Annotated in this window: 22 protein-coding genes; 11 read left to right on the forward strand and 11 right to left on the reverse strand. The window is 63.6% G+C overall.

From position 1 onward, the window contains the following. Positions 1-16 precede the first annotated feature (16 nt). From LB520_RS13550 to nhaA, 5 genes are all read left to right on the forward strand, one after another. Complete coding sequence (locus LB520_RS13550; RefSeq protein ID WP_224637830.1) at positions 17-907, forward strand: DMT family transporter; 891 nt, start codon at positions 17-19, stop codon at positions 905-907. 55 nt (positions 908-962) lie between these two features. Continuing rightward, positions 963-3,425 (forward strand): ATP-dependent helicase HrpB, encoded by a 2,463-nt coding sequence (gene hrpB, locus LB520_RS13555; RefSeq protein WP_224637831.1) that lies wholly within the window; start codon positions 963-965, stop codon positions 3,423-3,425. A 352-nt stretch (positions 3,426-3,777) separates the two neighbouring features. Then, positions 3,778-5,103 carry an ActS/PrrB/RegB family redox-sensitive histidine kinase gene (locus LB520_RS13560; protein ID WP_224637832.1) on the forward strand — a complete coding sequence of 442 codons (1,326 nt, stop codon included), beginning with the start codon at positions 3,778-3,780 and terminating at the stop codon, positions 5,101-5,103. A gap of 230 nt (positions 5,104-5,333) precedes the next feature. Further along, complete coding sequence (locus tag LB520_RS13565; protein ID WP_224637833.1) at positions 5,334-5,897, forward strand: ActR/PrrA/RegA family redox response regulator transcription factor; 564 nt, start codon at positions 5,334-5,336, stop codon at positions 5,895-5,897. 327 nt (positions 5,898-6,224) lie between these two features. Further along, the gene (gene nhaA, locus LB520_RS13570) at positions 6,225-7,415 is read left to right on the forward strand and encodes a Na+/H+ antiporter NhaA (RefSeq protein ID WP_224637834.1); all 1,191 of its coding nucleotides are present in this window, start codon (positions 6,225-6,227) and stop codon (positions 7,413-7,415) included. Here nhaA and LB520_RS13575 read toward each other — a convergent pair. The 3 genes from LB520_RS13575 to LB520_RS13585 all read right to left on the reverse strand — a co-directional run bounded on the left by LB520_RS13575 (position 7,412) and on the right by LB520_RS13585 (position 9,924). Beyond that, positions 7,412-8,455: an RNA polymerase subunit sigma-70 gene (locus LB520_RS13575; RefSeq protein ID WP_224637835.1), complete on the reverse strand. Its 1,044-nt coding sequence runs from the start codon at positions 8,453-8,455 to the stop codon at positions 7,412-7,414. The genes nhaA and LB520_RS13575 overlap by 4 nt on opposite strands. A gap of 41 nt (positions 8,456-8,496) precedes the next feature. Continuing rightward, complete coding sequence (locus LB520_RS13580) at positions 8,497-9,243, reverse strand: SDR family NAD(P)-dependent oxidoreductase (protein ID WP_224637836.1); 747 nt, start codon at positions 9,241-9,243, stop codon at positions 8,497-8,499. 180 nt (positions 9,244-9,423) lie between these two features. After that, positions 9,424-9,924, reverse strand: a complete 501-nt coding sequence (locus LB520_RS13585; RefSeq protein WP_224545114.1) for an MmcB family DNA repair protein — start codon at positions 9,922-9,924, stop codon at positions 9,424-9,426. Positions 9,925-10,036: 112 nt separating this feature from the next. Here LB520_RS13585 and LB520_RS13590 point away from each other — a divergent pair, with 112 nt between their 5' ends. After that, a complete protein-coding gene (locus tag LB520_RS13590) occupies positions 10,037-10,828 on the forward strand; it encodes a hypothetical protein (protein WP_224637837.1) in 792 nt (263 codons plus the stop codon). Here the strand turns inward: LB520_RS13590 and LB520_RS13595 are convergent. Further along, complete coding sequence (locus LB520_RS13595) at positions 10,825-10,998, reverse strand: hypothetical protein (RefSeq protein ID WP_224637838.1); 174 nt, start codon at positions 10,996-10,998, stop codon at positions 10,825-10,827. The two genes, LB520_RS13590 and LB520_RS13595, sit on opposite strands and share 4 nt — an antisense overlap. On the opposite strand from LB520_RS13595, the gene LB520_RS13600 reads away from it, so the two are divergent. After that, positions 10,997-11,704 (forward strand): DUF3800 domain-containing protein, encoded by a 708-nt coding sequence (locus tag LB520_RS13600; protein ID WP_224637839.1) that lies wholly within the window; start codon positions 10,997-10,999, stop codon positions 11,702-11,704. The genes LB520_RS13595 and LB520_RS13600 overlap by 2 nt on opposite strands. A gap of 224 nt (positions 11,705-11,928) precedes the next feature. Here LB520_RS13600 and LB520_RS13605 read toward each other — a convergent pair whose 3' ends face one another. Then, entirely contained in the window at positions 11,929-12,870 is a 942-nt protein-coding gene (locus LB520_RS13605) for an IS1595 family transposase (RefSeq protein ID WP_224637840.1), read from the reverse strand. An 864-nt stretch (positions 12,871-13,734) separates the two neighbouring features. Further along, entirely contained in the window at positions 13,735-13,980 is a 246-nt protein-coding gene (locus tag LB520_RS13610) for a hypothetical protein (RefSeq protein WP_224527017.1), read from the reverse strand. A 125-nt stretch (positions 13,981-14,105) separates the two neighbouring features. Between LB520_RS13610 and LB520_RS13615 the strand changes: the two genes are divergently transcribed. Next, positions 14,106-14,576 carry a nucleoside deaminase gene (locus LB520_RS13615; RefSeq protein ID WP_224637841.1) on the forward strand — a complete coding sequence of 157 codons (471 nt, stop codon included), beginning with the start codon at positions 14,106-14,108 and terminating at the stop codon, positions 14,574-14,576. A 14-nt stretch (positions 14,577-14,590) separates the two neighbouring features. Here LB520_RS13615 and cueR read toward each other — a convergent pair whose 3' ends face one another. Continuing rightward, the gene (gene cueR / locus LB520_RS13620; protein ID WP_224637842.1) at positions 14,591-14,980 is read right to left on the reverse strand and encodes a Cu(I)-responsive transcriptional regulator; all 390 of its coding nucleotides are present in this window, start codon (positions 14,978-14,980) and stop codon (positions 14,591-14,593) included. 227 nt (positions 14,981-15,207) lie between these two features. On the opposite strand from cueR, the gene LB520_RS13625 reads away from it, so the two are divergent. Further along, positions 15,208-15,825 (forward strand): L,D-transpeptidase, encoded by a 618-nt coding sequence (locus LB520_RS13625; RefSeq protein WP_140802045.1) that lies wholly within the window; start codon positions 15,208-15,210, stop codon positions 15,823-15,825. A gap of 158 nt (positions 15,826-15,983) precedes the next feature. Here the strand turns inward: LB520_RS13625 and LB520_RS13630 are convergent, their stop codons facing one another. From LB520_RS13630 to trpS, 3 genes are all read right to left on the reverse strand, one after another. Then, positions 15,984-16,553 carry a NifU family protein gene (locus tag LB520_RS13630; protein ID WP_095766114.1) on the reverse strand — a complete coding sequence of 190 codons (570 nt, stop codon included), beginning with the start codon at positions 16,551-16,553 and terminating at the stop codon, positions 15,984-15,986. Positions 16,554-16,754: 201 nt separating this feature from the next. Then, positions 16,755-17,246, reverse strand: a complete 492-nt coding sequence (locus tag LB520_RS13635; protein ID WP_095766113.1) for a universal stress protein — start codon at positions 17,244-17,246, stop codon at positions 16,755-16,757. Between the two features lie 98 nt (positions 17,247-17,344). Beyond that, entirely contained in the window at positions 17,345-18,412 is a 1,068-nt protein-coding gene (gene trpS, locus LB520_RS13640; protein ID WP_224637843.1) for a tryptophan--tRNA ligase, read from the reverse strand. A gap of 233 nt (positions 18,413-18,645) precedes the next feature. Here trpS and LB520_RS13645 point away from each other — a divergent pair, with 233 nt between their 5' ends. Next, a complete protein-coding gene (locus tag LB520_RS13645; RefSeq protein WP_095766111.1) occupies positions 18,646-18,891 on the forward strand; it encodes a type II toxin-antitoxin system VapB family antitoxin in 246 nt (81 codons plus the stop codon). Continuing rightward, on the forward strand, positions 18,891-19,295 hold the full coding sequence (locus LB520_RS13650) for a type II toxin-antitoxin system VapC family toxin (RefSeq protein WP_095766110.1): 405 nt from the start codon (positions 18,891-18,893) through the stop codon (positions 19,293-19,295). Before LB520_RS13645 ends, LB520_RS13650 begins: the two co-directional genes overlap by 1 nt. On the opposite strand, the gene murJ is transcribed toward LB520_RS13650, so the two are convergent. Further along, positions 19,270-20,877, reverse strand: coding sequence for a murein biosynthesis integral membrane protein MurJ (gene murJ / locus LB520_RS13655; protein ID WP_224637844.1), 1,608 nt, complete (start codon positions 20,875-20,877; stop codon positions 19,270-19,272). The genes LB520_RS13650 and murJ overlap by 26 nt on opposite strands. Positions 20,878-20,896: the final 19 nt, after the last annotated feature.

Below are 20,896 nucleotides of genomic sequence, written 5' to 3' on the forward strand. Positions count from 1 at the left end.
TCCCGGAAATGGAATCGTGCCGAACGGAATCCTGCTCGCACTTCTCGCTTACGCAAACTATTCGTTCAGCGACGCCGTCATCAAGGGTCTGGGCGGGCAGTTCACCGTCTTCGAGATCGGCTTCTTCATGACCTTGTTTGCCGGCTGTTTCCTCTTCTTCACCCGGCCGAAGGAGGAGCGCTGGCGCGATTTCTGGCGCACCGGGCGGCCCTGGGCCGTACAGGCGCGCGCTTGGGCCGGCATCGCGTCGGGCGTGCTCAGCGTCTATGCCTTCACCACCATTCCGCTGGCGGAGGTTTACGCGCTGCTCTTCCTGGCCCCGTTGCTCGTCACCGTGCTTTCGACCGTCATCCTGAAGGAGGAGGTCGGCCCCTGGCGGTGGCTTGCCGTGGTCGCGGGCTTCGCCGGTGTCATGCTGGTGGTGCGGCCGGGCTTCCGCGAATTGCATCTTGGCCATCTCGCCGCCTTCGCCAATGCCTTCGTCGCGGCGACCATCGTCATCCTGATGCGCTCGCTTGCCCAGCAGGAAAAGCGCACGACCATGTTGGGCTCGCTGATCGGCTATGGGCTGCTCTTCAACGGGGTCGGCGCGGTCGCGACGTCATTTACGCTCCCCAATCTGTGGCAATTGGGCTGCCTGGTCCTGGGCGGCCTGTTCACCGCCGGCGGCCAATTGCTGCATCTCCTGGCGGCCAAATATGCGCCCGCAAACCGCATCGCACCGACGCATTATTCGCAGATCGTCTGGGCGGTCATCCTCGGGGCGATGTTCTTCAGGGAATATCCCGACGCGATGACGCTGGTCGGCCTTGCAGTCGTCGGCGCCTCAGGCCTCCTCACCATGGTACGCGAGGAAGTGCGGCTTGGCACAGTGCGCTGGAACCCGTTTACGCGTGCCCGGCTTTGACCCGCATGGGCCCGACACGTTGCACGGCGACCGCGACCGCTGATATGCGGGCAAAATGACGACGAAACGCTTGCCGGAGCTTCCGGTCACAGCCGTGCTGCCGGCGCTCGGCGAAGCGCTCGCGCGGCGCAGCAGCGCCGTGCTGGTGGCGCCGCCCGGCGCCGGCAAGACGACGCTGGTGCCGCTGGCGCTGCTCGACGCGCCTTGGCTCGGTGAGGGCCGGATCGTGCTGCTCGAGCCGCGGCGGCTCGCCGCCCGCGCCGCGGCCCGCCGCATGGCCGAATTGCTGGGCGAGGAGCCCGGCGGCACGGTGGGCTACGCCATGCGCATGGAGAACCGCACCTCGGCGCGGACAAGGATCCTGGTCGTCACCGAAGGCGTGCTCTCGCGCATGATCCTCGACGACCCGGAACTGCCCGGCGTCTCGGCGGTGATCTTCGACGAATTCCACGAGCGTTCGCTCGACGGTGATTTCGGTCTGGCGCTGGCGCTCGACGTGCAGGGCGCGCTGCGGCCGGACCTGCGTCTGCTGGTCATGTCGGCGACGCTCGACGGTGCGCGCGTGGCGAAGCTTTTGTCGGAGGCGCCGGTGATCGAAAGCGAGGGCCGCGCCTATCCGGTCGAGATCCGCTACGACGAGCGGCCGGCGGGCACGGCGATTGAGGACGCCATGGCCAGGGCCGTGCGCGCGGCTTTGGCCGGCGAGCCGGGCAGCGTGCTTGCCTTCCTGCCCGGACAGCGCGAGATCGAGCGCACCGCCGAGCGGCTCGCGGGCAACGTCGCCGCCGACACCGACATCGTTCCGCTCTATGGCCAGCTCGACAACAGGGCGCAGGACGCGGCGATCAGGCCGGCGCCGGCCGGCCGCCGCAAGGTGGTGCTGGCGACCTCGATCGCCGAGACCTCGATCACGATCGACGGCGTGCGCGTCGTCATCGATTCCGGCCTGTCGCGGCTGCCGCGCTATGAGCCGGCAAGCGGTCTGACCCGCCTGGAAACCGTGCGCGTCAGCAAGGCCTCGGCCGACCAGCGCGCCGGCCGCGCCGGCCGCACTCAAGCCGGCGTGGCGGTGCGCCTGTGGCGGGCCGAGCAGACCGCGTCGCTTCCCGCCTTCACGCCGCCCGAAATCCTCGAGGCCGACCTGTCTGGACTGCTGCTGGACTGCGCCGCCTTCGGTGTCGCCGATCCGTCGAGCCTGTCCTTCCTCGATCCGCCGCCGGCCCCGGCGCTCAGCGAGGCGAGGGTGCTGCTCAAGGCCCTTCACGCCATCGACGATGCCGGCAGATTGACCGAGGCGGGCGCCGCCATGCGCAAGCTGGCGCTGCCGGTGCGGCTGGCGCATATGGTGGCCGAAGCGGCGAAGAGCGGCCACGCGCTCGAAGCGGCGACGCTTGCCGTGCTTTTGACCGAGCGTGGGCTGGGCGGCGACAGCGCCGACCTGGAGCGGCGTCTGCTCCGGTTTCGTGGTGAGAAATCCCCTCGCGCCAATGCCGCCAGGGAGCTCGCCGAGCGTTTGGCCAGGCAGGCCGGTGGCGAGCAGAGCGGCGAGGCGGCCTCTGGAGGCGCCCTTCTGATCCACGCGTGGCCGGATCGCGTGGCAAGGGCGCGCGGCGAGCGCGGCCGCTTCGTGCTCGCCAATGGTTCGGGCGCCATGGTCGATGCCGCCGATCCGCTCGCCAATGAAACTTGGCTTGTGGTCGCCGACCTGCAGGGCAAGGCGCAGAACGCCCGCATCACCGCCGCCGCGCCGGTCGGCGAAGCCGATATCCGCGCCGCCCTGGCCGACCGCATCGAGACAAAGGGTGAGACGAGTTTCGACCGCGTTCGCCGCGCCGTGCGCATGCGCGAGACCGCGCGTCTCGGCGCCATCACGCTTTCCGAGCGCATGCTGCCGGCGCCGTCCGGCGCCGATGCCGACCGCGCCATTATCGACGCCTTGCGCGAGCACGGCCTGGCTCTGCTCGACTGGGGCAAGGAACCGGAGGCGCTGCGCCAGCGGCTCGGCTGGCTCAATCGCGGCCTGGGAGCGCCCTGGCCCGACGTTTCCGATGAAGCGCTTGTCGAGGGCCTCGATGATTGGCTCCTGCCGTTTCTCTCCGGCGATGCCTCTTTCGCCGCCATCAAGCCGGCGGCGCTGTCGTCGGCGCTGATGGCGCTGGTCCCGCACGACCTGCAGCGCAAGGTCGACGCGCTGGCGCCGACCCATTTCGACGCGCCGTCCGGCAGCCACGTGCCGATCCGCTATGATGGCGAGTGGCCGGTGCTTTCGATCCGCGTGCAGGAACTGTTCGGCCTCGACCGTCATCCGGCGATCGCAAACGGAACCGTTCCGTTGACCCTCGAATTGCTGTCGCCGGCGCACCGGCCGATCCAGACGACGCGCGATCTCCCCGGCTTCTGGCGCGGCTCCTGGACGGATGTGCGCGCCGACATGCGCGGCCGCTATCCAAAGCATGTCTGGCCGGAAAACCCGCTGCTGGCCGCCGCCACCAGCCGCGCCAAGCCGCGTGGGACGTAGTGGCAGGCTCACGGCAGTGAACCGCATACCTTTGCGCTTGGCGCAAACATCCATCACGTCGTCATCCACGGGCGAAGCACGGAGCGAAGCGACGCGCGCAGACCCGAGGATCCATTCCGCGATGTCGACGCGTTGCCACGGTTCAGAATTTCGCTCCGCTGCGCTCTACGATCGAGGTAACGGAACGGATCCTCGGGTCTGCGCTGCGCTTCGCGTCACTCCGCCGTGGATGATCAAGTCGCGAAGCCTCAGCCAATGGGCCGAGAAAGGATGAAATACCGGCTGCCAACCGATCAAGTCGCTCTTATAGGGCTACTAGCGCTTACCCTCCAGCGGCTATAATCGTAAGTCGATGACCAACATCCTGCGCGCGCCCGATACCCAGCAAAGCCAGCGGTTGCGGCTCAACACGCTGATCCGTCTGCGCTGGCTGGCCATCGTCGGCCAGAGCCTGACGGTGCTTGTCGTCGCCTATGGCCTGAAATTCCCGCTACCGGTGTCGATGTGCTTTGCGCTGATTGCCTGCTCGGCCTGGATGAACCTGTGGCTCACCTTCCGCTATCCGGCGGCGCATCGGCTGACCCCGCTTTCGGCCTTCGCGATCCTCACCTTCGACGGCGTCCAGCTCACCGGCCTGCTCTACATGACCGGCGGCCTCACCAATCCATTTTGCGTGCTGCTTTCCGTGCCGGTCGTCATCTCGGCCGCTTCGCTGCCGCTGCGCATGACCGCGGTGCTGGGCGCGCTGATCATGATAGCCGCCACGCTGCTGGTGTTCTTCCACCTGCCGCTGCCCTGGTACGAGCAAGCGCCTCTGCCGATGCCGTTCATCTATGTCGCCGGCATGTGGATGGCCGTCTTCGCCTCGATCGCGTTCACCGCCATCTATGCCTTCCGCGTAGCGGCGGAAGCGCGCCTGCTCGCCAACGCGCTGGCCGCCACCGAGCTCGTGCTGCAGCGCGAGCAGCATCTGTCGGCGCTGGACGGGCTGGCGGCTGCGGCCGCGCACGAGCTAGGCACGCCTTTGGCCACCATCACCGTGGTCGCCAAGGAGATGGAAAAGGCGCTCGGCAAGGACCCGAAATACGGCGAGGACGTGAAGCTCCTGCGCTCGCAGAGCGAGCGCTGCCGCGAGATCCTGAAGCGGCTGACCAGCCTTTCCTCGGAAGGCGAAGCGCACCTGTCGCGCATGCCGCTCACCTCGCTGGTCGAGGAGGTGACGGCGCCGCATCGCGACTTCGGCATCTCGATCCGGCTGCGGCCCGGCGAGCGCATCGGCCCCGAGCCGGTCGGCCAGCGCAGCCCCGGCGTCATCTATGGGCTCGGCAATCTGGTCGAGAATGCCGTCGATTTCGCCCGCAAGTCGGTCACTGTCTCCTGGAGCTGGGATAATGAGAAGGTCATCTTCTCGATCACCGATGACGGGCCGGGATTTCCGGCCGAGATCATCGACCGCATCGGCGAGCCCTATGTGTCGACGCGCCAGGGCACCGAGGCCGGCGGCGGCCTGGGGCTGGGGCTGTTTATCGCCAAGACCTTGCTGGAACGGTCGGGCGCCACCATCGATTTCCGCAATTCGAGCGGGCTGGGCGAGGGCGCAGTGGTGCAGATCGCCTGGCCGCGCGGCGTCTTCCTCAACCAGGACCAGGCCTCGGCCACAATGTTCGACAATGCCTGAACCTTGGCTGGATAGCCTAAACCTTGCATTTACCGCATGGCAGCTCTGTTGCCGGCTCTAAAAATTGGACATTGCTCTTGCAGGACTGTATCTGCGTAAAAGTGAGGCATGTCGCCCAAAACTGTGCGGCGATTTCAGGAAGTCGACATGCCCGGAAACAAGGATTTGAAGGGCTTTCGCCAGAATGGGTCTCGGCGCGGCGCGCTTTGGATCGGTAGGATGCCGATAAGATGAACGGAGACGAAACGACGGGCGCAATGGTCGAGGGGGAGGACACCTCCTTGCTCATCGTCGAGGACGACAAGCCGTTCCTCACCCGGCTTGCCCGGGCCATGGAGACCCGGGGTTTTGTGGTCGAGACGGCGGAGAGCGTGGAAGAGGCGATCGCCAAGGCCCGCGCTCATCCGCCGGCCTATGCCGTGGTCGACATGCGCCTCGGCGACGGCAACGGCCTCGATGTCGTGGCAGTCATCCGCGAAAAGCGCAACGACGCCCGCGCCATCATCCTGACCGGCTACGGCAACATCGCCACGGCGGTGACGGCGGTGAAGCTCGGCGCCATCGACTACCTGTCCAAGCCGGCCGACGCCGACGACGTCTTCGCCGCGCTTACCCGCATCTCCGGCGAGCGCGCCGCGCCCCCGGAAAACCCGATGTCGGCCGACCGCGTGCGCTGGGAGCACATCCAGCGCGTCTACGAAATGTGCGACCGCAACGTCTCCGAGACGGCGCGCCGGTTGAACATGCATCGCCGGACCTTGCAGCGGATACTGGCAAAGCGCGCGCCGCGTTAAATGAGTGTCGTCATCCTAGGGCGAAGCAGGAGCGAAGCTCCGTCGCGAAGACCCTAGGATCCATTCCGTGACCCCGGCCGCAGAACACAGCGGAGCGGAGTTCTGCACCGTTGGCACCGCTCCGATGTAACGGAATGGATCCTCGGGTCTGCGCCGCGTCGCTTCGCTCCTTGCTTCGCCCGTGGATGACGAAGCGACGGGCGTTTCGGCCAACTGCCGAAGCAGGCGATCTGTCAATGTGAACTCGAACGCTTGCTTCGCCAGCTGGGCTGCGCATCATACGTTATAGGTTCCGGCCGTCAGGTCGGGGTGACGGGCGGAGGGACCATGCGAGACGAACGGCCGAAATCGATCCTGCGTGAATTCCTCGACGGCGAGGCCGTCGGCGGTATCATGCTGATGATGGCCGCAGCCCTTGCGCTGATCGTCGCCAACTCGCCTTTGGCCGAAACTTATTTCGCCGTCCTGCACGCCTATCTCGGGCCGCTCAGCGTCTCGCACTGGATCAATGACGGGCTGATGGCGGTGTTCTTCCTGCTGGTTGGGCTCGAGATCAAGCGTGAGATGCTGGACGGACAGCTTTCGACCTGGCCGCGCCGCGTGCTGCCCGGCATCGCCGCCGCCGGCGGCATGGCGGTGCCGGCGCTGGTCTATGTCTTGATCAACCGCGACAATGCGGCAGCGCTCTCCGGCTGGGCAATCCCCACCGCCACCGACATCGCCTTCGCGCTCGGCGTGCTCTCGCTGCTCGGCAGCCGCGTGCCCGCCTCGCTGAAGGTCTTCCTCACCGCTTTGGCCATCATCGACGATCTCGGCGCCGTCATCATCATCGCGCTGTTCTACACCAGCGGCCTGTCGCTCGCTTATCTGGCCGCCGCCTTTGTCATCATCGCGCTGCTCGTCGTGCTCAACCGCATGCATGCCATGAAGCTGTGGCCGTATCTCTTGCTTGGCGCATTGCTGTGGGTGCTGGTGCTCAAGTCGGGCGTGCATGCGACGCTCGCCGGCGTGGCGCTGGCGCTCACCATCCCGTTGGAGCGGTCTCCCGGCATCAGCCGCGATCTCGAGCATTCGCCGCTGCACCGGCTGGAACACGGCTTGCACAGGCTGGTGCCCTTCCTCGTCATCCCGATCTTCGGCTTCGCCAATGCCGGCGTCTCGCTCGGCGGCCTGAGCCTTGCAGCACTGGTTGAGCCGCTGACGCTTGGCGTCGCCGCCGGCTTGGTGCTCGGCAAGCTGATCGGCGTCTTCGGCTCCTCGGCGCTCGCGATCCGGTTTGGCCTCGCCGACCTGCCGGCCAATGCCGGCTGGCTGCACATGCTGGGCATTTCGCTGCTTTGCGGCATCGGCTTCACCATGAGCCTGTTTATCGGCCTGCTTGCCTTCGCCGGCGACCCGGCGCTGCAGGACGCGGTGAAGGTCGGCATCCTCGCCGGCTCGCTGATTGCCGCCCTCTTGGGCGCCGCCATCCTGCTCATGGCGCCGGCGGGCGGCGGAGCGGAAGAAGATCTGAACTAGCCCCGAGGTTCCGGCGGCAGGCCGAAGGCTGAAAACAAAGCGGGGCCGAGCGGCGGGACATAGATCGTCAGCGAGGCGATCTTGTCGCCGGCGGCTTCGAGGACATGCAGCGAATGCGGCTGCCACACGGAATCCTGGCGGCCGAGCGCATAGACGCCCACGGCCGGCTGGTCGTTGGCGCCGATGGCCACCGCGCGATAGCCGGCAAAATTGCACCAGACGCTGCCCAGGAAAGCGCCGATCGCCGGGCGTCCATGATACCATTCCCGCCATGGCGGCATGTGGTAGATGGCGTCCTCGCGCAGCAGCTCGACGAGTCCGTCGAGATTGTCGGCCTGCCAAGCCTGCATGTAGCGTTCCAGCAGCACGCCTTCGTTCGCGTTGGGCCGCGACCGCTGCGGCGGGCGCCCCTGCGGGTAGCGTTCGCCCAGCGTCGTGCGGGCCCGCTGCAAGGCGCTGTTGATCGAGTCGGTCGACCCGCCCAACAATTGCGCGGTCTCGATGGCGGACCATCCGAGCACATCGCAAAGCAGCAAGGCCGCGCGCTGCCTCGGCGGCAACAGCTGGATTGCCGCCACGAAAGCGAGCCGCACCGCCTCGCGGGCCTCATAGCGCGCTTCCGGGCCGGGCCTGTCGTCGGCGATGTCGGGCAGCTCGGCGTCCGGATACGGCTCCAGCCAGGCGAGCTCCGTGGCCGGGCCGCCGGTCGCTCTGCCCTCAGAGGCCGGCCGCTCGGGTTGCTCAAGAATGCGCCGCGCCAGCGAGCGTGTCTTGATCGCATTGAGGCAGCTGTTGGTGGCGATCGCGTAGAGCCAGCCGCGCGCCGAGCCGCGTCCGTCGAATTGCGACCGCGCGCGCCACGCCTTTAGGAACGTCTCCTGGACGAGATCGTCCGCCTCGTTGAGCGAGCCCATCATCCGATAGCAATGAAGCTTCAGCGCGCGGCGATGGGCGACGGTCAGGCGCTCGAAGGCCCGCCGGTCGAGGGCCGGCTGGCCTGGCCGGCCCAAAGGCTCGATAGGGCCGGAAGCGTCAGTCATGGGAGCCCGGGGAGCTGAATTCGGCCGCCATCCTGCGCGTCTCATGGCGCCGCCGCAAGGCCGCTGCCGCTTACGGTGAAGGAGCTGCCCTGCAGCTTGCCCGTCGCGAGCTGGATCACCGCCTGTCCGACATCGGCCGGCGTCTGCATGTCGCTCATGCTGGCCAGAAAGTCGGCCGGACGGATGCCCATATAGGCCGCGATGCCTTCAATGCCGCGATCGCCGACCCCGGTGCCCGGCATGATGCGGGCCGGCGAAAGCGCCATGAAACGAAGCCCGAGGCCGAGCCGGTCCGATTCCTTCTGGCAATGGCCGGCCAAGAATATCTGCATGCGCTTGGCGCCGGCATAGCCGCCGGAATTCGGCGGGCCGCCGCTGATGGCGGCTCCGCTGGCGATCAGCAGCACACGGGCTCCGGGCTTGAGCCGACCCTTGAGCGCTTCCCGGCAAAACAGGAACGATGCCTTGACGTCCATCTCCCAGTTTGCCGAGAAGGCCTCCCAGCTTTGCTCCTGGATCGGCGCCGAAGGGGCGAGCGCGCCCGCGCAGACCACCAGCACGTCGGGTGCCAGCGCATCGAAAACTGCTTGCGGCGCGCCTTCCGCCGTTGCGTCCGTGCTAAGCGTCCTCAAGCCCGGGCGTTCCCAGGCAAGCTGCTTCAGGTCGGCGGCGCCGCGGGCGACGGCAAGCACGGTCGCTCCCGCGCCAAGCGCTGCTTCCACGATCGAGCGGCCGACACCCCGGCTGCCTCCGACGACGACGACATTCTGATTTTGCAACGGTTTCATTTGATCACCTTTTTCCAGGCCGCCGGCCATCCGGACGCGCCTATAGGTGAAGACAATCGGGTTCAGCGGAAATCATCGGTGCGGGAAGAAAATTCTCGCTGGCCTGGCGCAGGGCTGGCCTGAGCCAGGCCTGCGGTCGGACGCCAGCGGTTACGCACCAGCATCCACACACCGCGACGACTACTCGCTCTCGCCATCCAGCGCCGGCACGGCGACGCCGGCAAGCTCGGCCGCCAAGAGCCGCGCGGCGCCCGCGCGGGCAATCCGCAGCATCAGCGCCTTGCGTGTCGCTGCCGCCATGCGGTGCTCGGGCGCATCGCGCAGGATCTCCGCGCCATAGCCGTCGGAGAGGATGAAGCCGCATTCCTCGGGAAAGATGTCAGCCGGAACGCCGGGATGGGTGGCGAAGAAGAAGCGGTCGGAATGCAGCCGGTAGTCCGGCCATTTGCGGTCGACCCTGAAATCCTCGATCGAGGATTTGATCTCGATGATCCAGATGTCGCCCTGCCTGGTCAGCGCGACGAGATCGGCGCGGCGCCCTGTGGCCAAAGACAGCTCCGGCAGCACATGCGCGCCCATTTCGGTGAGCAGCCGCTGCACGCCGCGCCGCACCAGCATGGCGCGCTCCGACTGGCGGCCGTCGATCAACGGGTTAAGGGGAATCGGGGAAACGAGTGGCATGGGAGGCACCATGCCAGATTTTGTTCACGGTTTGAACCCCTGTCAGGCCGGCGATTATATATTTCACAGACCCACTGGCGCATAAGACCGGTTCTGATATGAATCCGGCGCTATGGATCTTACGGTTCTTCTCGGCCTGGTATTGGCCTTCATTCCGATTGCGCAACCCGTGAGCGGCTGGAACCTGCCACGATGGCTGGCGCGCGTTATGATCCTTGGGTCGATTGGCCTGTTGGGGCTTTCCGCGATCCGCTCTGCGTGGCCTTACGTTGGAATGCTTGCAACGCCATGGCAGGCCGTGCTGGCGGTCGCCAATGCTGATCTTACTAGGCAGATTGCGCTCCAAGGTAGCGTGTTTATGGTTGGCCTAATTGCCGCTACGCTTTTGCTGGTTCGGCCACTGCGCAACGAAATGACCGGCATGAGGAAGGCGATGGACCGATACGTGATGCCGCGCCACCTATCGCAAGAGCAGCAGACGAAGATTGCTGATTTGTTGTCTGCTCATCCGCCTCAAGAAGTGATCCTCGTGCAGCCTCACCGCTGCGAAGAAGCGAGCAGCTACCGCTCTGATTTTCATACGGCACTGACAAAGGGTGGCTGGAAGATCAAGACGGTGGAGATTTCCGACGACATTGGCGAGGGCGTCACCCTACATTCCCGGGCGCCAATCGTTACGGGGGGCGATAGTGATGACAAGCCATTGCAGATTTTGGGAGACGCGCTTCGGTCAGCAGGAGTGGCGATTACCGGCACTGGCTCTGGCCGAGGACAACGAGATACTGAGTACTTGCTCTATCTTAAGATCGGCCGCCGCAGGATGGACGACAACGATCTGATCCTGAAGGAGGAGATAAAGCAGCAGATCGGCGAGTTGCAAAAGCAATTGAAGCGAACCGACTAGGAGCCCGCTTCCTTCTTCGCCTTGTCGTCCTTCGGCGGCTGCGGTTTGGCGATCTTCCTAATCGCCGCGTTCAACGGCTCTTCGGAATCGACGGTTTCGATTTCGCGCGCCAGTTCGCGGAACTTCTCTACTTGACTCTTGGAAGTGTGCGGTTTTGTTTTATCGCTCATGCACTTTGTCTACATTGACGATTCAAAAGATAATAGGTTTGCCTGTTTTTCCGCGCTGCTAATCCCGGCAGATCGCTGGCGAGAGTCGCTTGATCACCTCTTGGGTGTTCGCTCAATGATGAAAGCGAGCGCAGGCATTTATACCAGAAAAGAGCTACACGCGACAGACTGGAACGGCGGGAAGGGGCGGATAGCCCCGACGTTTATATCAAAGCCACACCGCGCGAATCTGTTCAACTTCTTCCTAGCCGGCATAGCTCTCATACCGGGGGCACAATTGATAAACGCTGCGGTGCCTCCGACCGATGAAAACCGTGCGTTTGAATGGATGCTCAATCGCATCAACGTCAATATGACAAAGGCCGGAAGCCAAGCCCTAATCTTCTGCGATCAGGGTAAGAGCTTCGACTCGATGCTGCGCCGCCTACGCAAGTTCAACTACATCCCAAGCAGGCGGGGCGTGTGGGAGACCGGAGGGTTTTCCAAAAACATCACGCTCGACCGAATATTGGAAGACATCGTCTACCGGGATTCGGCGCGGTCGCTGATGATTCAGGCCGCCGATAGTTGCGCCTACGCATTGCTCAGGCATGAGAACCCTATTCCATCCAAAACCGCGTATGGACTGGATCAATCATTCAAGATTCTGGATCGGATTTTGGTGAAAGCTGCGAACGGCAGGGATGCACTCGGCATCATAAGATAAAGCCCCGCGCGAACGGGGCTTTATCAATTGGCCGCGCCGGTAGGAGCCGTTTCACTCCCCCTAGCTCAGCGCCACAAATATAGGCGAATTCCCGATAAGATTCAATGTGTTACAGTGAAACACGTTAACCCTTTATAAAGATTCACCTTTTGCGCCGCTTTCGTTTGGATATCCACAACGGGAGCGATAACTGGACAGGTTTCCGGTAGTGATTTTTCTTAGCGTCAAGCAGGCTGTCGATACGTGAGCCGCTTGCCCTTGGCGCCCTTCAAGGCAATGAGCGAACGGACGTTGTCGTCAATGCCCATGGCAACGCGGTTGCTGTAGCGGAAATCGAATTCCGCCAGATAGCGATGCAGATGATGTTCGGCGCAATGCTGATAGACACCCTTCATGCCGCGCTTGAAGATCGAGAAATAGCCTTCAATCATGTTGGTGTGGATGTTGCCGCGAACGTATTCGTCCTTGGAATGCGTGACGAATTCATGCGAGGCGAAATCCTGGCTAGCGCGGCGATAGATGCCGCTTTCGTCGGTCATCAACGCGCTTTCCTTGGCGATGTTGGCGCGAACGATAGGCATGACATTGCCCATGCGGGCGGTATCGACATGGAAGGAGCGGGCCTTGCCGCCGCGCTCGACAAGCGTAACGACTGTGTTCTTGTGGGCGCTGCCGCCCTTCTTCACGGGTGTACCGGCGAGACGGCCAATGTAGGTTTCGTCTACCTCAACAGTCTTGCCAGAGCCGCCCATGGGCGTGATGTCGTCCGAGCGCATGGCTTCACGAATGCGATGGCAAAGGAACCACGCGGACTTGTAGGTGATTTCCAGAGCGCGGTGCAGTTGATGAGCCGAAACGCCCTTCTTGCTGGCGCACATGGCGTGCAGCGCCTGAAGCCAGATATGCAGCGGGAGCTTGGACTCCTCGAAGATCGTGCCCATACGAACGGTGAACTTCTTGCGGCAATCCGAGCACTTGTAGAGGCCGTGGATTTCTAGGCCGTGCGGGTTCTTCTTCGAGGGCTTCGTGCGACCGCCCTTCAAGGCGTAGTGCTTTTCCATCGAACCGCAATGGAAGCAAACCGGACCCTGCGGCCACAGCATGCCCTCGACATGTTCGAAGGCGGCGGCTTCGTCATGGAAGTAGGGTCGGGACAGAACAGACATATCGATAACTCCTTGGATTCGTTATCGCATATCCGTTTGGGTCTGTCAAATATATAATCGCCGTCAGGCCGGCGATCATCTGGTTGACAAACCCACGCTCTGCGGTTGGTGGCTACCTGTCCGCAGGGCCGTTTGAGCCAGTTGCATTATTGGCGTTGCCAATTCTTCCCTCGTCTCTCTTGGCGTGGAAGAATTTCGTCTGCGCGCGTGACATTCTCTCATTGAAACTTCCTCAAAGATAGCCGCCGGGCAATACGCATATTATCCCAGTGAATACGTTATTTGGAAGAAATAGGAAAAGCATCGCCAAGCCTATACAAGTAATAGCAGTAATACCCATTACGGTGGCGACCGCATCTTGCCACATACGATCTATCGGAAGGTATTTCTCCATCCATGGCATCACCAGCGGGTTCTTATCCCAAAACTGGTCAATTCGGATGGGGTCTTGTGGCATGGCTCTAGACGATCCGCAGGCCACGACTGACCCGAGGCCACCATGGGCCCAGATGATAAGATAAGACCAATCACAAGCGCGGCACTATCGTGGCCCAGCCCCAAACCAGCGGATGGCCCGCCGTTGCTGCGGCCCGCTCGCGTTTTGGTCTGTGAAAAGCGGGTATGGCAGCCCCCCGCATCAGGAATCGCTTAGGTTATGTTACCTTATTTCTCGCTAGCTCGGCCCCTGCCTTTTTTCGGCGGGCCGTGTCAAGCAGAACGCTTGCGTATCAGGGTTCTGATAGCGGGATAGACAACACTCATAACTATGGTGAGCGCTACGACGATTGCGATCTGCCAGGACCAGACATAATGGACGCGGACCGCCGCAAAGACAGCAGATGTCTACGGCGAGACCCGCTACTGCTAGTCCCCCGCTCGAAATTCATCCGCCAGAAGCCTGGCCAGGTGGTCGCGGCTCAGGCTCAAGGTCTCTTTCAGGAACCACAGGAAGTTGCTCGGGCCGTCGGTCGGCAGGCCGTTTTCTTCGGCCTGGGTGATGACGGCGCGCTGGCGCTCGATCCGCTGTTCGATCTCGCGGATATGCTGCTCGACCCGTTCGATGTCCTCGTGGATGGCCATGCCGGCAATCTCATTGTAGGTGATCGTCAAAATAGCACCAAACCAGGAATGGGTGGAGCGCAAAGCCAAGTAGATGCTTGAGCCGTGGTTCAGAGAAGATTAGCCTTGCTGGTCATGCCTCATGGCAGCAATCTCGCCATGAAAGGAATTTTCCCATGACCCGCGACCAGATGCTCGCCCACCTCCGGTCCGCCGATGCCGTCGCGCGCGAGGCGGCGGCGCATGGGCATCATCCGTTCGGCTGCGTGCTGGTCGGGCCGGACGATCGCATTTTGATGCGGCAGGGCAATCTCGATACGGTGCGCCATGCCGAGACCGAGCTCGCCCGCCGCGCCGCGGCGGCCTATGAGCCGGAGTTCCTCTGGCAATGCACGCTGGTCTCGACCTTCGAACCCTGCGCGATGTGCGCCGGCACGATGTATTGGGCGAATATCGGGCGCCTGGTCTATGGGGTCGAGGAAACCAGCCTCCTGGCGCTCACCGGCGATCACGCGGAGAACCCGACCATGAATCTCGCCTCGCGCACCGTCTTCGCCTCCGGTCAGAAAAAGATCGAGGTGTTCGGCCCCTTTCCCGAAATCGCGGACGAGATGCTCGCTCCGCACCGCGATTTCTGGAAGCGCTGACAGGCCTCGGGACCTCAGGCCGCGCCCGCCATGTCGTCGAGGATTGGGCAGTCCGGCCGGTCGTCGCCATGGCAGGCGTGGATCAGTGTCTGCAGCGTCAAGCGCATCGACTGCAATTCGCGTACCTTCTCCTCGATCGCCCTGACATGGGCGGCGGCGATCTCGCGCACGTCATGGCTGGCGCGGCCGCGGTCCTGATAGAGCGCCATCAGCTGCCTGCAATCGTCGATTGAGAAGCCGAGATTGCGCGCACGGCGCAGGAAGGCGAGCCGGTGGATATCGTCGCCGGAGTAATCGCGATAGCCGTTCCCGGCTCGCGCCGGGCGGATCAGTCCGATTTCCTCATAGTAGCGAATGGTCTTGGCCGGCAGGCCGGAACGCTCCGCGGCATCACCGACATTCATGGCGCTCTCCTCGCATCGCAGGCGGCTTCCCAAGTCGCCCCATTGATTTTGCTTCATAATCCTGTAAGGCCTGTTGCGAAAATGCCGCAGTCGGGCACTTACCGGCGCGTAAGGCCTTGCATATAGGCAGTGCGCGCTTGGCAAGCAAAAGAAATGCCAGCATGAATGGTGGCAACAAAGCGGCCGACTCGTGCCGCGGGTATCGAGGCGGGGCGTCGGACCTTTTCATGCGCTTGAAGTCATTTGCAATCCTCGCCGCTCTTGCGCTGTCGACCGCGATCAGCGGGTGCAGCACCATCGGTGGGCAAATGTTCACCAACAACTATGGCGCGATGACCGATGCCGGCTATCAGCTGCCGCGCATCCCGATCGAGAAGGTCCCCGCCAGGTACCACCGCCAGGAAGTGCGGTACGACTCGTCGGAGAAGCCGGGCACCATCATCGTCGATACGCAGAACAAGTTCCTCTATTTCATCGAGGGCGACGGCATGGCGATGCGCTACGGCATCGGCGTCGGCCGCGAGGGTTTTGAATGGCACGGCACGGCCCATATCGCGCTGAAGCGCGAATGGCCGACCTGGACACCGCCCTCGCAGATGATCAAGCGCCAGCCCGAGCTCGCCAAATTCGCCGGCGGCATGGAGCCGGGCCTGAAGAACCCGCTCGGCGCGCGCGCCATGTATCTCTTCAACAAGGGCGGCGACATGGGCTACCGCCTGCATGGCAGCCCGGAATGGTTCTCGATCGGCAAGGCAATGTCGTCGGGCTGCATCCGGTTGATGAACCAGGACATTATCGATCTTTACGACCGCACGTCGGTCGGCGCCAAGGTCATCGTGATGTGATCACGAAGGCCGAGGCCAAAAGCTTTCGCAAGCGGACCGTCTAGGCAACAACAAGACGTCCAAAAACAGAAAACCGGGCTGTTGGGGCCCGGTTTTTTGTTTTTGCGATCTTGGATCGGAATTCGCTTCGCCGCACAATGCGGCCGGCCAGTGGGTTCTCAGGCGACCTGCTCGACCTGCTGCACTTCCGGAACAAAGTGGCGAAGCAGGTTCTGGATGCCGTGCTTCAGCGTTGCCGTCGATGACGGGCAGCCGGCGCAGGCGCCCTTCATGTGCAGGAACACGGTGCCGTTCTCGAAGCCGCGGAAGGTGATGTCGCCGCCGTCCTGGGCGACGGCCGGGCGCACGCGCGTGTCGAGCAGTTCCTTGATGGTCAGCACCAGCTCTTCGTCGGCCTTGTCGTAGAATTCGCCGGTCTCGCCGGCTTCGCTCGCCGGAGCGGTCGCGGCCATGACCGGCGCACCGGACATGAAATGCTCCATGATGGCGCCGAGGATCGCCGGCTTCAGGTGCTGCCAGTCCGGACCGTCCTTCGTCACGGTGATGAAATCATAGCCGAAGAAGACGCCGGTGACGCCCGGGATCTCGAACAGGCGGCCGGCCAGCGGCGAGGCCTCCGCCGCGGCTTCGGCGTTGCGGAAATCGGCTGTGCCTTCGCGCAGCACTTCCTTGCCCGGCAGGAATTTCAGCGTCGCCGGGTTCGGCGTCGATTCGGTCTGGATGAACATGGGTATCTCCAGGCCCTTCCCGGGCCGATAGTTTGGAATAATTCTAAATAGGCTCTATCGGCTGGACATTCAAGCGAAACGCGTCGCTGGAACGGCTGGCTGGCGGAATGTTTTTCGGCTTCTATCACGAATGTCGAGGTGGATCGAGATTCAGGTCAGGCGGCCATTTGCAGGCCGGCCTCACCTGAATATCGAAGCACCTCAAGCCAGGCTGTCGATCTCCTCGTCGGACAGGTTCTGCGGCACCACCGTGACCGGAATGGGAAAAGCCGCGCCGCGCCCGGCGACCGCGCTGACCAGCGGCCCTGGGCCTTCCTTGCCGGCGCCGGCGGCCAGCACAAGGATGGCGATGTCCTGGTCTTCCTCGATCAGCTTGTGGATTTCTTCCGTCGGCTTGCCTTCGCGCACCACCAGCTCCGGCTCGATCCCCGCATGCTGGCGCACCTTGTTGGCGTAGCCGTCGAGCGCGGCGCGGGCTGTCGCTGTGGCTTCCTCGCGCATGATCTTTTCCACGCCCAGCCAGTGCTGGAAGTCGTCCGGCTCGATGACGTAGAGCAGCACCAGCACGCCGCTGGTGCTTTGCGCCCGCTTCGAGGCATAGGCGACGGCGCGCTCGCATTCGGGCGTGTCGTCGATGATCGCCAGGAACTTGCGGCGATGGCCGGCTTCGCGGCTGAGGCGTTTGGAGACCATGTCTATCTGCTCGGTATGGTTCGGTCGCAATCTGCCACTGCCGCGAACCGGCGGCAAGCCGCCGGTCGGCGCGGCAATGGTCCGAGGAGGTCGCTGGATCAGTCCTGCAGAAGGCCGATAATGTCGCGCACCGTCTTCATCGTGCCCTCGGCGATTGCGCGGGCCCGGTCGCCGCCATCCTTGAGCACGGCGTCGACATAGGCGCGGTCGCCCTCGATCCGGCGCATCTCGGAAGCGATCGGCGCCAGCTTCTCCACGGCCAGATCGGCAAGCGCCGGCTTGAACACGGAAAACTGCTGGCCGCCATATTCCTTCAGCACGTCTTCCTTCGAGATCTCGGCGAGGCCGGCATAGATGCCGACGAGGTTTTCCGCCTCGGGCCGGCTTTCCAATCCGTCGATCTCGCTCGGCAAGGCCTCCGGATCGGTCTTGGCCTTGCGGATCTTCTTCGAGATCGTGTCGGCATCGTCGGTCAGGTTGATGCGCGACAGATCCGACGGGTCCGACTTCGACATCTTCTTCGAGCCGTCGCGCAGGCTCATGATGCGCGCCGCCGGGCCGCCGATCACCGGTTCAGTAATCGGGAAATAGCCGTTCACCGTCTCTTCGCCGACCTGCATTTGGACGCCGACGCCAAGGGCTGCGATCTTCTCGGAGAAGTCGTTGTTGAATTTCTGGGCGATGTCGCGGGTCAGCTCCAGATGCTGCTTCTGGTCCTCGCCCACGGGCACATGGGTTGCGCGGTAGAGCAGGATGTCGGCGGCCATCAGGCTCGGATAGGCAAGCAGGCCGAGCGAGGCGTTCTCGCGGTCCTTGCCGGCTTTGTCCTTGAACTGCGTCATCCGGTACATCCACCCGATGCGTGCCACACAGTTGAGGATCCAGGCGAGCTCGGCGTGCTGCATGACCCGCGACTGGTTGAAGACGATGTGCTTCTTGGGGTCGATGCCGGAGGCCAGGAACGCCGCGGTGATCGAGCGCGTCTGGTCGCCCAGGTCCTGATACACGAGCTGCGCCGTCAGCGAGTGCAGGTCGACGACGCAATAGATGCAGTCGGACTGATCCTGGAGGGCGACGAATTTCTTGATGGCGCCGAGATAGTTGCCGAGATGCAGGTTGCCGGTCGGCTGGACGCCCGAAAAGACGAGTGGCTTGAAGGCGGACATGAATTCCTCATGGCTTGTGGAGGGCCGTCTAAGCATGATTCCAAAAAGTTGCAGACTTTTTGGAGCCAATCATGCGGCTGGAAACCGCGCGCGGCGAAAGTCTTGCGACGGCGCGCTTATGGACGAAGCCCGTTGCGGGATCAAGAGGCGCGGACGAGCTGGCATGGGGCATCGGTACGTTGACATTGCCGTGCATAGGCTACATATTTCTAACTACATGAAGGAATGTAGCCATGACCATCAACATCAACAATAAGGAAGCCGACAGGTTGACGCGCGCTTTCGCCAAAGCTGAAGGGGTCGGCATTACCGAGGCAATCGTGATCGCCATGCGCGAAGCCTTGGAGCGGCGCCGCAATCGCGAGACGCCGCTGGAAACGGCGGCACGACTGCGAGCCGAGTTTGGAATCAAGCTTAGCGAACAAGCGCGCAAACCGCTGCCGCAGTCCGTCTATGATGAACTTTCCGGCGACGACTGATGTTTGTCGACGCCGCAGCCATCGTCGCGATCCTGAGCAACGAGACGGAAGCCGAGCGATGCGCGCAGGCCGTCATGAAGGCATCGGCACCGTTCACGTCGGCGATAGCCGTTTGGGAGGCAGCGATGGCGCTCGCGCGACCAGAAAAGCTGGCGATTCCGGTCGCCAGAAGCGCGGAGATTGTAGACCGCTTTCTGGAAGAGCGGGCAATTGCCTTGCACGAGCTTCCGCCTGCATCCGAGGCAACATCCCTATCCGTCGAGGCCGCTGCGCGGTTTCGCAACAATGCTATCCGCCTAAATATGGCGGACTGCTTCCACTACGCTTGCGCCCGATACTACGCCGTTCCGATACTTTCTACGGCCAACGAATTCCGACTCACGGATCTGGAGACTGTTCCCTGACGGGCGGTAGCGCCTTGGGTGAACGACGCTTCACGTTCCGCCGGAGCATCCCGAAATCGGCGCCGCCGGTGCCGAAGGCGGCGATGAAATAGAGCGCGGCGCCCCCGGCGACCAGCCCAAGCACCGTCGTCGCCTTTACCACGAGCGGCGAGCCAGGCCCAATCTGTGTCGCAAAGTGGCGCTCCGCGAAGTAAAGCGCCACGGCCATGATTACCGCGGAAAGCACCAGCCGGGGAATGCGTCGCAAGAGCGGCACGTCGCGGCCCCAATGGCCGCGCCTGATCAGCATGGCGAGCAGCATCAACGCGTTGACCCATCCGGCGACTGCCGAAGCGACCGCAATGCCAGGCGCGCCCATCGACGGGAACAGGCTCAGCGCCGTGGCGACATTCACGACGACCGAGATGGCGGCAAAGATCATCGGCGTGCGCGTGTCCTCGCGGGCGAAATAGCCGGGCGTGAACGCCTTGATCAAAACGAAGGCGGGCAGGCCGAGGCCGAAGATCGCCAGAATCGAGGCGACGATCGGCGTCGAGTGGTTGGCGGCGAAGGCGCCGCGCTCATAGACCAGCCGCACGATTGGCTCGGACATCACCCAGAGTGCCGCGGCGGCGGGCAGCGTCATGAACAAGGTGAACTCGACCGAGCGGTTCTGCAAATTGGCTGCCTCGACCAAATTGCCCGATTTCAGCGCCCGCGACAGTTCCGGCAACAGCACGATGGCAACGGCCACGCCGACGACGCCGAGCGGCAACTGGTAGATGCGGTCGGCATAGGCAAGCGACGATACGGCGCTGTTCTGCGCAGACGCGATCGCCGTGCCGATCAGCTGGTTGATCTGCGTAATGCCGCCGGTGATCGCCGCCGGCAGCGCCAGGATCAGCAGCCGCTTGACGTTCGGCGTCATCTTCGGCCGGCGGAAGCCGATCGAGATGCCGGCATTGCGCACCGCGATCCAGACGATGGCGAGTTGCACGATGCCTGCCGCCAGCACGCCCCAGGACAGGCCGAAGCCGACATCATGCGCGTCCAGCCCGTGATACCACGCATAGGCAAGCACGCCGATCAGGATGATGTTGAGGAAGGCCGGCGCGATCGCCGCCGCGAAATAGCGGCGCAGCGAGTTCAGCATCCCGGCCATCATGGCGCCGAGCGACATGCATATGAGATACGGGAACATGATTGTCGCAAGCCGGACGGTCGTCTCGAACTTGCCTGGAATGTCGGCAAAGCCCGGCGCCACCAGGTAGCGCACGATCAGCGGCATCGCCAGTTCCATCGCAATGGTCAGCGCCAGAAGCGCGGAGAACAGCACGCCGAACACTTCCTCCGAGAAGCGCTTGGCGCCGTCGGTGCCATGCTGCTCGATCTCCTTGGCGAACAGCGGCACGAAAGCGGCGTTGAAGGCGCCCTCGGCGAACAGCCGGCGGAAGGTGTTGGGAAACTGGAAGGCGGCATTGAAGGCGTCGGCGACCGGTCCGGTGCCGAGCGCTGCCGCCATCAGCATCTCGCGGCCGAAGCCCAGCGCACGGCTCATCAGCGTGCCGGAGGCGACGGTGGCGAATTTCTTGACTAGGCTCATGCTGGGAACGACTGCCAGA

It is taken from the genome of Mesorhizobium sp. CA12, assembly GCF_020165255.1.
Classification (GTDB): Bacteria; Pseudomonadota; Alphaproteobacteria; order Rhizobiales; family Rhizobiaceae; genus Mesorhizobium.